14 protein-coding genes are annotated in these 11448 nt (G+C 67.9%); all 14 read left to right on the top strand.

What is annotated here, in order from left to right; genetic code table 11:
- Window positions 1-8 precede the first annotated feature (8 nt).
- The 14 genes from mlaD (at window position 9) to hisF (ending at window position 11446) form a co-directional block, all read left to right on the top strand.
- The gene (mlaD, locus tag AAID08_RS01030; RefSeq protein WP_006392340.1) at window positions 9-509 is read left to right on the top strand and encodes an outer membrane lipid asymmetry maintenance protein MlaD; all 501 of its coding nucleotides are present in this window, start codon (window positions 9-11) and stop codon (window positions 507-509) included.
- Window positions 510-600: 91 nt separating this feature from the next.
- Window positions 601-1404 (top strand): VacJ family lipoprotein, encoded by an 804-nt coding sequence (locus tag AAID08_RS01025; RefSeq protein ID WP_054503730.1) that lies wholly within the window; start codon window positions 601-603, stop codon window positions 1402-1404.
- Window positions 1405-1442: 38 nt separating this feature from the next.
- Complete coding sequence (locus tag AAID08_RS01020) at window positions 1443-2072, top strand: phospholipid-binding protein MlaC (protein WP_175143633.1); 630 nt, start codon at window positions 1443-1445, stop codon at window positions 2070-2072.
- Window positions 2073-2247: 175 nt separating this feature from the next.
- Window positions 2248-3045: an ABC transporter ATP-binding protein gene (locus AAID08_RS01015; RefSeq protein ID WP_054503786.1), complete on the top strand. Its 798-nt coding sequence runs from the start codon at window positions 2248-2250 to the stop codon at window positions 3043-3045.
- Entirely contained in the window at window positions 3042-3854 is an 813-nt protein-coding gene (locus AAID08_RS01010) for an ABC transporter permease (protein ID WP_006388063.1), read from the top strand. The genes AAID08_RS01015 and AAID08_RS01010 overlap by 4 nt, the downstream gene beginning before the upstream one ends.
- 5 nt (window positions 3855-3859) lie before the next feature.
- The gene (locus AAID08_RS01005) at window positions 3860-4105 is read left to right on the top strand and encodes a BolA family protein (protein ID WP_054503732.1); all 246 of its coding nucleotides are present in this window, start codon (window positions 3860-3862) and stop codon (window positions 4103-4105) included.
- 2 nt (window positions 4106-4107) lie between these two features.
- A complete protein-coding gene (gene murA / locus AAID08_RS01000; RefSeq protein ID WP_054503733.1) occupies window positions 4108-5388 on the top strand; it encodes a UDP-N-acetylglucosamine 1-carboxyvinyltransferase in 1281 nt (426 codons plus the stop codon).
- Entirely contained in the window at window positions 5385-6059 is a 675-nt protein-coding gene (gene hisG, locus AAID08_RS00995) for an ATP phosphoribosyltransferase (RefSeq protein WP_020925616.1), read from the top strand. The genes murA and hisG overlap by 4 nt, the downstream gene beginning before the upstream one ends.
- A 45-nt stretch (window positions 6060-6104) precedes the next feature.
- Window positions 6105-7409, top strand: a complete 1305-nt coding sequence (gene hisD / locus AAID08_RS00990) for a histidinol dehydrogenase (protein ID WP_395757269.1) — start codon at window positions 6105-6107, stop codon at window positions 7407-7409.
- Window positions 7406-8497: a histidinol-phosphate transaminase gene (hisC, locus tag AAID08_RS00985; protein ID WP_054503735.1), complete on the top strand. Its 1092-nt coding sequence runs from the start codon at window positions 7406-7408 to the stop codon at window positions 8495-8497. The genes hisD and hisC overlap by 4 nt, the downstream gene beginning before the upstream one ends.
- Before the next feature lie 12 nt (window positions 8498-8509).
- The gene (gene hisB / locus AAID08_RS00980; RefSeq protein ID WP_006388056.1) at window positions 8510-9097 is read left to right on the top strand and encodes an imidazoleglycerol-phosphate dehydratase HisB; all 588 of its coding nucleotides are present in this window, start codon (window positions 8510-8512) and stop codon (window positions 9095-9097) included.
- Window positions 9098-9134: 37 nt separating this feature from the next.
- A complete protein-coding gene (gene hisH, locus AAID08_RS00975) occupies window positions 9135-9833 on the top strand; it encodes an imidazole glycerol phosphate synthase subunit HisH (protein WP_054503736.1) in 699 nt (232 codons plus the stop codon).
- 57 nt (window positions 9834-9890) lie between these two features.
- Window positions 9891-10631, top strand: a complete 741-nt coding sequence (gene hisA, locus AAID08_RS00970) for a 1-(5-phosphoribosyl)-5-[(5-phosphoribosylamino)methylideneamino]imidazole-4-carboxamide isomerase (RefSeq protein ID WP_006388054.1) — start codon at window positions 9891-9893, stop codon at window positions 10629-10631.
- The gene (gene hisF / locus AAID08_RS00965) at window positions 10628-11446 is read left to right on the top strand and encodes an imidazole glycerol phosphate synthase subunit HisF (protein WP_006388053.1); all 819 of its coding nucleotides are present in this window, start codon (window positions 10628-10630) and stop codon (window positions 11444-11446) included. The genes hisA and hisF overlap by 4 nt, the downstream gene beginning before the upstream one ends.
- The last annotated feature ends 2 nt before the right edge of the window (window positions 11447-11448 follow it).

Genomic DNA, 11448 nt, shown 5'->3' with positions numbered 1-11448 from the left:
GATCGATCATGTCTCGCGAAAAAACCGATTTCTGGGTAGGCCTGTTCGTCTTGCTGGGCGCGGCCGCGCTGGCGTTCCTGGCGTTGCGCGCCGGCAACTTGAGCACCTTTTCTTTTGCCCCCACCTATACGCTGACGGCCAATTTCGATAACGTAGGCGGCCTCAAAGTGCGCGCGCCCGTGAAAAGCGCCGGGGTCGTGGTCGGCCGGATCTCCAAGATCTCCTTCGACGACAAGACCTTCCAGGCGGTCGTCGCGATGAACCTGGAAACCGCCTACCAGTTCCCCAAGGACTCTTCCGCGGCCATTCTCACCTCGGGCCTGCTCGGCGAGCAGTACCTGGGCCTGACGCCGGGCAGCGAAGACGACAATCTGGCCGAGGGTGGCAAAATCCGCTATACCCAAAGCGCCGTGGTGCTGGAACAGCTCATCAGCAAGTTCCTGTACGGCTCGGCCGAGAAGGAAGGCACGAACGCGGCTGGCGCGCCCGACGCGAAAGCCCCGAATTGAAGAGGACCCGTCACGCCCGGCAACAACCCGAAGCTTGACGCGCCGCACGCTGCAATAAAAATAGAAATCTGCTGATAGGGATGCCCTGATCATGAACACGAAAGCTCTTTCCCGCATTGCCACCGTCGCCGCCGCCGGCGCACTGATGGCGGGCTGCGCCGCGCCGCAGCACCCGGATCCGCGCGATCCCTGGGAAGGCTTCAACCGCGGCGTGTACAAGTTCAACGACACGGTCGACCGCGCGGTCTTCAAGCCGGTGGCGCAGGCCTACACCTACGTCACGCCGGAACCCGTGCGCAGTTGCGTCCACAACATCTTCAGCAACGTCGGCGATCTCTGGTCGGGCACCAACAGCTTCCTGCAGGGTCGCGGCCACGACTTCGTCAACACGCTCGGCCGCTTCCTGTTCAACACCACCATGGGCGTGGGCGGCTGCTTCGACGTCGCCTCGGCCAACGGCGCGCGCAAGATCCCGAACGACTTCGGCACCACGCTGGGCGTCTGGGGCTTCAGCCAGGGGCCGTACCTGGTGCTGCCGTTCTTCGGCTCGGCGAGCGTGCGTGATGGCGTCGGCCTGGTCGGCGACTGGCAGGGCCGCATGCGCGGCTACATGGGCGTGAGCGCCATCGACAACGTGGCCCTGCGCAATTCGCTGTGGGGCCTGGAAGTGGTCGACACGCGCGCCAGCCTGCTCAACGCCACCGACACCATCGACCGCGTGGCGCTCGACCCGTACAGCTTCGTGCGCGACGCCTACCTGCAGCGCCGCGCCGCGATGGTCAACGGCCAGCGCGTCGACGACGAATCCAGCCTGCCCAACTACGAGGACGACGAGGACGACGCCGCCAAGGCCAAGGGCGCCGCCGCGCCGGTCGCCAACCCCGCAACCAAGTAAGCTGTCGGATTGCGTTTTCAGTACAGCAAGGAGTTTCCATGCGGTTTTCTTTTTTTCCCCTGCTCCAACGCCTGGCCTTTGCCGGCCTGCTGGGGCTCGCGGCAACGCCCGCCGTGCAGGCGCAACCCAACGCCAACGGCGCGCCCAACGATTTCGTGCTGGCGGCCGCCAATGAGGCGCTGGACGTCCTGAAGGCCGACGGCGCAGTCAAGGCCGGCAACACGGCCCGCATCAACCAGGTCGTGAACGAGCACATCCTGCCTTACGTCAACTTCCAGAAGACGACGCGGCTGGCCGCCGGGCGCTACTGGCGCCAGGCCACCGAACAGCAGCGGACCGCCCTGGCCGACGCCTTCCGCGGCACCCTGGTGCGCACCTACAGCGGCGCGCTGACGCGCGTCACGTCGGGCACCACCATTACGGCCCTGCCGTTCCGCGGCGACCCCAAGGCCGACGACGCGGTCGTGCGCACGCTCATCAGCCAGCCCAACGGCCAGCCGGTCGGCGTCGACTACCGCCTGGAAAAGACGTCCCAGGGCTGGAAGATCTACGACATGAACGTCGAAGGCATCTGGCTGATCGAGAACTACCGCAACCAGTTCGCCCAGCAGATCAACCAGAATGGCATCGACGGCCTGATCCAGGCGCTGAACCAGCGCAACCAGTAACGATCCCGTCCGGCTTGTCCCGGCCCGGCGCGCCCCTGCGGTCCGCCGGGCCTGTCATTTTGGGGACGGACCATTGCGCCACGCCCCCACGGCCGCCGGGGCTATCGGCGCCTCGCGTAGCGGGGCGCTTATATAATGATCAATTCGCTCTTTGCCGGGCACCCTCGCCGCCGTCATGTCTGCCGTCAGTCTTGAGAACGTCTCCAAAATCTACTCGCCGCGCCGCAGCGGCTGGGGCAAGCTCACCGGGCGCGCGCCTGGCGCCGGCTTCCAGGCCCTCGACAATGTCAGCCTGAACATCGAGCACGGCGAGTTCTTCGGCCTGCTCGGGCCCAACGGCGCCGGCAAGACCACCCTGATCTCCATCCTGGCCGGGCTGGCGCATGCCACCGCCGGCCGCGCCACCGTCTGTGGCTACGACGTCGTGGCCGACTACAAGTCGGCACGGCGGGCGCTGGGCGTCGTGCCCCAGGAACTGGTCTATGACCCGTTCTTCACGGTGCGCGAGACGCTGCGCATCCAGTCAGGCTATTTCGGCCTGCGCAAGAATGACGACTGGATCGACGAGATCCTGTTCAACCTGGGGCTGGCCGACAAGGCCAACTCGAACATGCGCGCGCTGTCCGGCGGCATGAAGCGCCGCGTGCTGGTGGCGCAGGCGCTGGTGCACCGCCCGCCCGTGATCGTGCTGGACGAGCCCACCGCGGGCGTCGACGTCGACCTGCGCCGCACCCTGTGGGAATTCATCTCGCGCCTGAACAAGGCCGGCCACACCATCATGCTGACCACCCATTACCTGGAAGAAGCGGAAGCCCTGTGCGGCCGCATCGCCATGCTCAAGGGCGGCCACATCGTGGCTTTGGACACCACCCAGGCGCTGCTGGCCCGCGTCGGCGGCGTCGACCTCGAGGACGCCTTCGTGCGCATCATGCACCAGGACGACGCCCCGCAACCCGAAGGTATTCCGCAATGACGCAGCCCGCCGCCAATGCCAGCCAGCCGCTGGTGCAGCCCCGACTGGACGCGGGTTCCGGCTTTCCGACCCTGCTGCGCAAGGAGTTGCTGCGCTTCTGGAAAGTCAGCTTCCAGACCATCGCCGCGCCCGTCATCACCGCGCTGCTGTACCTGCTGGTGTTCGCCCACGTGCTGGAAGGGCGCGTCATGGTCTATGGCAGCGTGCCGTACACCGCGTTCCTGATCCCCGGGCTGATGATGATGAGCATGCTGCAGAACGCCTTCGCCAACCCGTCGTCGTCGCTGATCCAGAGCCGCATCACCGGCAACCTGGTGTTCATGCTGCTGCCGCCGCTGTCGCACCGCGACATTTTCGCCGCCTACGTGCTGGCGGCCGTGGTGCGCGGCCTGGCCGTGGGCCTGTGCGTGTGGGTGGTGGCGCTGTTCTTCGTCTCGCTGGTGCCGTCCAACCCGCTGTGGCTGCTGGTGTTCGCGGTGCTGGCCTGCGGCATCATGGGCGTGCTGGGCCTGATCGCCGGCCTGTGGTCCGAGAAATTCGACCAGTTGGCGGCGTTCCAGAACTTCCTCATCATGCCGGCCACCTTCCTGTCCGGCGTGTTCTATTCCATCCATACGCTCCCGGCCTTCTGGCAGGGCGTGTCCCACTGGAACCCCATCTTCTACACCATCGACGGCTTCCGCTACGGATTCTTCTCGGTGTCGGACGTCTCCCCCTGGCGCAGCCTGGCGGTGGTGACGGGGGTGTTCCTCGCGCTTTCGATCTATGCGCTGCGGCTCCTGGCCAGCGGCTACAAACTCAGGAACTGACGTCCATGCTTCCCACTCCCGCGCAAGTCCGCCAATACATCGCGGACGGCCTGCCCTGTGAACACCTCGACGTACAGGGCGACGGCTCGCATTTCGACGCGGTCATCGTCAGCGCCGCCTTCGAAGGCAAGCGCCTGATCCAGCGCCACCAACTGGTCTACGCGGCGCTGGGCGACCGCATGAAAGCCGAGATCCACGCTTTGTCGATGCGCACCCTGACCCCGGCCGAATACACCCAGGCGGGCAAGTGACCATGGACAAGCTACGCATTACCGGCGGTGCGCGCCTGCATGGCGAAGTCACCATCTCCGGCGCCAAGAACTCGGCCCTGCCGATCCTGTGCGCCGGCCTGCTGACGGCGGACCCGCTGACCATCGCCAACGTGCCGCACCTGAACGACACCGCCACCATGCTGCGCCTCCTGGGCCGCATGGGCGTGCGCGCCGAACGCGCCAACGACGGCATCGTGACCCTGCAGGCCGACCGCGTCGACAGCCTCGAAGCGCCGTACGACCTGGTCAAGACCATGCGCGCCTCGATCCTGGTGCTGGGCCCGCTGGTGGCGCGCTTCGGCGAAGCCCGCGTCAGCCTGCCGGGCGGCTGCACCATCGGCCAGCGGCCGGTGGACCAGCACATCAAGGGCCTGGCGGCGCTGGGCGCCGACATCAGCATCGAGCACGGCTTCGTGGTGGCGCGCGCCAAACGCCTGAAGGGCGCCTCGATCCGCACCGACATGGTCACCGTCACCGGCACCGAGAACCTGCTGATGGCCGCCGTGCTGGCCGAAGGCCAGACCGTGCTGGAAAACGCCGCGCGCGAGCCCGAGGTGGTGGACCTGGCCGAGCTGCTCATCAAAATGGGCGCCCGCATCCAGGGCCACGGCACCGACCGCATCGTGATCGACGGCGTCGAACGCCTGCACGGCGCCGAGCACCGCGTGATTTCCGACCGCATCGAGGCCGGCACCTTCCTGTGCGCCGTGGGCGCGGCGGGCGGCGACATCGTGCTGCGCAACACCGACGCCGGCATCCTCGGCGCCACGCTCGACAAGCTGACCGAGGCCGGCCTGGCCATCGAGACCGGCCCCGACTGGATCCGCGGCGCCATGTCGAAGCGCCCCAAGGCCGTGGGCTTTCGCACCCATGAGTACCCCGGCTTCGCCACCGACATGCAGGCCCAGTTGATGACGCTGAACACGGTGGCCGAAGGCACCTCGGTGATCGTCGAGAACATCTTCGAGAACCGCTACATGCACGTGCAGGAACTGCGCCGCATGGGCGCGGACATCGACATCGACGGCCACACCGCGGTGGTGCGCGGCATTGCCCGCCTGTCGGGCGCGACGGTCATGGCCACCGACCTGCGGGCCTCGGCCAGCCTGGTGATCGCCGGCCTGGCCGCCGATGGCGACACGCTGGTCGACCGCATCTACCATCTGGATCGCGGCTACGATCGGATGGAAGTCAAACTGCGCGCCCTGGGCGCCAATATTCAACGCGTCGTTGAACGCACTAGCGGCAAGGAATCGGCATGAGCAATGCCCCGCTCGCCCCGCTGACCCTGGCTCTGTCCAAGGGGCGGATCTTCGAAGAAACCATGCCTTTGCTGGCGGAAGCCGGCATCGAGGTGCCCGAGAACCCCGAAAGTTCGCGCAAGCTGATCCTGCCGACCAGCGATCCCGGCCTGCGCCTGATCATCGTGCGCGCTTCCGACGTGCCGACCTACGTGCAGTACGGCGCGGCCGACCTCGGCATCGCCGGCAAGGACGTGCTGATCGAGCACGCCGCGCAGCAGCCCGGCGGCCTGTACCAGCCGATCGACCTGAACATCGCCAAGTGCCGCCTGGCCGTGGCCGTGCGCAACGGCTTCGACTACGAGGCCGCGGTGCACCAGGGCGCGCGCCTGCGCGTGGCCACCAAGTACGTGCAGTCAGCCCGTGAACACTTCGCCTCCAAGGGTGTGTACGTCGACATCATCAAGCTGTATGGTTCGATGGAACTGGCGCCGCTGGTGGGCCTGGCCGACTGCATCGTGGACCTGGTGTCCACCGGCGGCACGCTGCGCGCCAACGACCTGGTGGCGGTCGAGGACATCATGCCGATTTCCTCGCGCCTGATCGTCAACCAGGCCGCGCTGAAGACCCGCGGCGAACGCCTGCAACCGCTGCTGGACGCTTTCGAGCGCGCCGCCTCCCGCAACGCCTGACCCAGGCCGCCGCCCCGCGCGGCGGCCGCCACCCGCCTGAACGCCATGGCCCTGATCAATCGTCTCGACTCCCGCGATCCCGGATTCGCATCCGCCCTGTCCAAGCTGCTGGCCTTCGAAGCCACCGAGGACGAGTCCATCGACCGCGCCGCCGCCGGCATCCTGACCGACGTGCGCGCCCGCGGCGACGCCGCGCTGGTGGAATACACCCAGCGCTTCGACCGCATGCCGCACGCGTCCGCGGACACGCTCGAAGTCCCCAAGGCCGACTGGCACGCCGCCCTGGCCGCGCTGCCGGCCGCCCAGCGCGACGCGCTGCAGGCCGCCGCCGAGCGCGTGCGCCGCTACCACGAACGCCAGCGCGCCGAGACCTGGACCTACACCGAAGCCGACGGCACGGTGCTGGGCCAGCAGGTCACGCCGCTGGACCGCGTCGGCCTGTACGTGCCGGGCGGCAAGGCCGCGTATCCGTCGTCCGTGCTGATGAACGCCATCCCGGCCAAGGTCGCCGGCGTGCAGGAACTGGTCATGGTCACGCCCACGCCGGACGGCGCGCGCAACCCCATCGTGCTGGCCGCAGCCGCCATCAGCGGCGTCGACCGCGTGTTCGCCATCGGCGGCGCGCAGGCCGTGGGCGCGCTGGCCTACGGCACCGCCACCGTGCCGGCCGTGGACAAGATCGTCGGCCCGGGCAACGCCTACGTGGCCGCCGCCAAGCGCCGCGTGTTCGGCGTGGTCGGCATCGACATGATCGCCGGCCCCAGCGAAATCCTGGTGATCTGCGACGGCAAGACGCCGGCCGACTGGATCGCCATGGACCTGTTCTCGCAGGCCGAACACGACGAACTGGCCCAATCCATCCTGCTGTGCCCGGACGCCGCCTTCATCGCCGAGGTCGAGGCCGCCATCGCGCGCCTGCTGCCGACCATGCCGCGCGCCGACATCCTGCGCACCAGCCTGGCCAACCGCGGCGCGCTGATCCAGGTGCGCGACCTGGACGAAGCCTGCCGCATCGCCAACGACATCGCCCCGGAACACCTGGAGATCTCCACCGAGCAACCGGAAATCTGGACCGCCAGGATCCGCCACGCCGGCGCCATCTTCATGGGCCGCTTCAGCTCGGAAGCCCTGGGCGACTACTGCGCCGGCCCCAACCACGTGCTGCCGACCTCGCGCACGGCGCGTTTCTCGTCGCCGCTGGGCGTCTATGACTTCCAGAAGCGCTCCAGCCTGATCCAGGTCTCGCACCAGGGCGCCCAGACGCTCGGCCGTATCGCCGCCGAACTGGCGCTGGGCGAAGGCCTGCAGGCCCACGCCGCCAGCGCCCAGTACCGGATCGACCAGCCATGAGCGAGGTCGCCGGCCGCATCGCCGGCACCATCCGGCCCGATATCCGCAAACTGACCGCGTATCCGGTGGCGCACGCCGAAGGCTGCATCAAGCTGGATGCGATGGAGTCGCCCTACGAACTGCCCGAGGCGGTGCGCGACGACCTGGCCCGGGTGCTGCGCGATACGCCGCTGAACCGCTACCCGGCCGCCGACCTGACCGAACTGCGCCAGGCCGTGAAGACGGCCTTCGGCGTGCCCGCCGGCGCGGGCGTGCTGTTCGGCAATGGTTCGGACGAGCTGATCCACATCGTGGTGCAGGCCTGCTGCAACCCGGGCGAGGTGGTGCTGGCGCCGTGGCCGTCGTTCGTCTATTTCGACATGGCGGCGCGCTTCGACCACGCCCGCTTCGTCGGCGTGCCGCTCGCCGAAGATCTGTCCCTTGATCTTCCCGCCATGCTGGCCGCGATCCGCGAACACCAGCCCAAGGTGGTGTTCCTGGCCGTGCCCAACAATCCCACCGGCGGCGCCTGGTCGGACGCCGACATGGCCGCCATCATCGCCGCCGCCCCCGGCCTGGTGGTGGTGGACGAGGCCTACCAGCCGTTCACCGACCGCAGTTGGATGCCGCGCCTGCTGGACGCGCCCAACGTGGTGGTGATGCGCACGGTGTCCAAGATCGGCCTGGCGGGCCTGCGTTTCGGCTACCTGGCCGGCCACCCGGACTGGGTCGCCGAACTGGACAAGGTGCGCCCGCCCTACAACCTGGACGTGCTGACCCAGGCCGCGCTGCTGACGGTGCTGCGCCACAAAGCGGTGCTGGACGAGCAGGCGGCCCGCCTGCGCGCCGACCGTGAACCGCTGGCGGCGGCGCTGGCGGCGCTGCCCGGCGTCAGGGTATTCCCTTCCGCGGCCAACTTCATACTCGCGCGCTTTTCCGGCAAGCTGGACGGCAACGCCGTGCATCTTGCCCTGAAACAGCGCAAAATATTGGTTCGAAACTTCTCCAACGCCCATCCGCTCCTGGCCGGCTGCCTCCGCATCTCGGTAGGTTCCCCGGACGAGAACGCCGCTTTGCTATCGGCACTGCAAGACATCCTGAGTGCCTAATCGAGTCCTGACATGCGTACCGCAGAGATCACCCGCAACACCAACGAAACCCGCATCCGCGTGGCCATCAACCTGGATGGCACCGGCAAGCAGACGATCGACACGGGCGTGCCCTTCCTGGACCACATGCTGGACCAGATCGCGCGCCACGGCCTGATCGACCTCGACATCAAGGCCGAGGGCGACCTGCACATCGATGCGCATCACACGGTGGAAGACGTGGGCATCACGCTGGGCATGGCCATCGCCAAGGCGGTCGGCACCAAGGCCGGCCTGCGCCGCTACGGCCACGCCTACGTGCCGCTGGACGAGGCGCTGTCGCGCGTGGTGGTCGATTTCTCGGGCCGTCCCGGCCTGGAATACCACATCCCGTTCACCCGTTCGCACATCGGCGCCTTCGACGTCGACCTGACGCGCGAATTCTTCCAGGGCCTGGTCAACCACGCGCTGATCACGCTGCACATCGACAACCTGCGCGGCACCAACGCCCACCACCAATGCGAAACGGTCTTCAAGGCCTGTGGCCGCGCGCTGCGCATGGCCATCGAAGTCGACCCGCGCATGGGCGACGTCGTCCCCTCGACCAAGGGCGTGCTGTAAGCTGCGCGACCTCCCGCCACGCATCAGGTAAACCGAAGTGACCACTATCGCCATCGTCGACTACGGAATGGGCAACTTCCACTCCGTCGCGCGCGCGCTCAAGTACGCCGCCCCGGACGCGGACATCCGCATCTGCAACCAGCCCCATGAAATCGACGCGGCCGACCGCGTGGTGTTTCCCGGCCAGGGCGCCATGGCGGACTGCATGCGCACCCTGAACGAATCCGGCCTGCGCGAAGCGGTCGTCAAGGCCGCCCGCAGCAAGCCGCTGCTGGGCGTCTGCGTGGGCGAACAGATGCTGTTCGATTCCAGCGAAGAGGGCGCCACCCCGTGCCTGGGCCTGTTCCCCGGCGTGGTGCGCCGCTTTGCCGGTCCGCGCTTCGCCGACCCGGTCGCGGCCGACGACGCGGCCTGCGAGGCCGACACCGGCACGGCCGGCCCGGTCGATGTCCGCCCCGAGCGCCTGAAAGTCCCGCACATGGGATGGAACAAAGTGCGCCAGACGCGCTCTCACCCTATCTGGGACGGCATTCCGGACGACACGCATTTCTATTTCGTCCATAGTTATTACGCCGACCCGGCCGATACGAGCCTGACCGTTGGTGAAACCGATTACGGCGTCGCCTTTACCTGCGCGGTGGCGGCAGCTAACATTTTCGCGGTGCAGTTCCACCCCGAGAAGAGCGCCGAGCACGGTTTGCGCCTGTATCGCAATTTTGTAGACTGGCAGCCCTAAGCCCACCCGGCCGACGCGCGCCAGCCCGTTCAACCCCATATTTTCCCGCTGCCCACCATGCTGCTGATCCCCGCCATCGATCTCAAAGACGGACGCTGCGTGCGTCTGCGCCAGGGCGACCTGGACGATGCAACGGTGTTCTCCGAAGACCCCGCCTCCATGGCCTCGCAATGGCTCGACCAGGGCGCCCGCCGCCTGCATCTGGTCGACCTGAACGGCGCCGTCGCCGGCAAACCGAAGAACGAAGCGCCCATCAAGGCCATCCTGGACGCCGTCGGCGACGACATCCCGGTCCAGATCGGCGGCGGCATCCGCGATCTCGACACTATCGAACGCTACCTCGACGCCGGCATCTCCTACGTGATCATCGGCACCGCCGCGGTCAAGAACCCGGGCTTCCTGCAGGATGCCTGCGGCGCCTTCCCCGGCCAGATCATTGTTGGCCTGGACGCCCGCGACGGCAAGATCGCCACCGACGGCTGGAGCAAGCTGACCCGCCACGACGTGCTCGACCTGGCCAAGAAGTTCGAGGACTACGGCTGCGAAGCCATCATCTATACCGACATCGGCCGCGACGGCATGCTGTCGGGCGTGAACGTCGAGGCCACCGTGCGCCTGGCGCAGCACGTGCGCATTCCCGTGTTCGCCTCGGGCGGCATCGCCGGCATCCAGGACATCGAGGCGCTGTGCGCCGTCGAGGAAGAGGGCGTCGAAGGCGCCATCCTGGGCCGCAGCATCTACGAAGGCACGCTCAACTTCCAGGCGGCGCAGGCCCGCGCCGACGAATTGGCCAAATGACCACCTCCAGCAGTACCTCCGGGGCGGGCGCGCCCGCCCAGAGCGCGCTGACCCGCCGCATCATTCCCTGCCTTGACGTCACCGCCGGCCGGGTCGTCAAGGGCGTGAACTTCGTCAACCTGGCCGACGCCGGCGACCCCGTCGAGATCGCCCGCCGCTACAACGAGCAGGGCGCCGACGAGCTCACCTTCCTGGACATCACCGCCACCAGCGATGGCCGCGACCTGATCCTGCCCATCATCGAGCAGGTCGCCTCGCAGGTCTTCATCCCCCTGACGGTGGGCGGCGGCGTGCGCCAGGTGTCCGACATCCAGCGCCTGCTGAACGCCGGCGCCGACAAGATCAGCATCAACAGCGCCGCCGTGGCCAATCCGGAACTGGTGCGCGCGGCCTCCGACTACCACGGCTCGCAATGCGTGGTGGTGGCGATCGACGCGCGCCGGGTCTCGGCCGCGGGCGAAGCGCCGCGCTGGGAAGTCTTCACCCACGGTGGCCGCAAGGCCACCGGACTGGACGCCGTGGCCTGGGCCCGCCGCATGGCCGCCTACGGCGCCGGCGAGATCCTGCTGACCAGCATGGACCGCGACGGCACCAAATCCGGCTTCGACCTGGAACTGACCCGCACCGTGTCGGATGCCGTGCCGGTGCCGGTCATCGCCTCGGGCGGCGTCGGCACCCTGCAGCACCTGGCCGACGGCGTCACCACCGGCCGCGCCAGCGCCGTGCTGGCCGCCAGCATCTTCCACTTCGGCCAGCACACGGTCGGGGAATGCAAGCGCTTCATGGCCGAGCAGGGCATCGAAGTAAGGATATGACG

The sequence above is a fragment of the Achromobacter sp. EB05 genome (assembly GCF_044232075.1).
Lineage (GTDB): Bacteria > Pseudomonadota > Gammaproteobacteria > Burkholderiales > Burkholderiaceae_B > Achromobacter > Achromobacter dolens.
The sequence above is the reverse complement of the archived record's forward strand: the minus strand, read 5'-3'. Positions and strand labels throughout refer to the sequence as shown.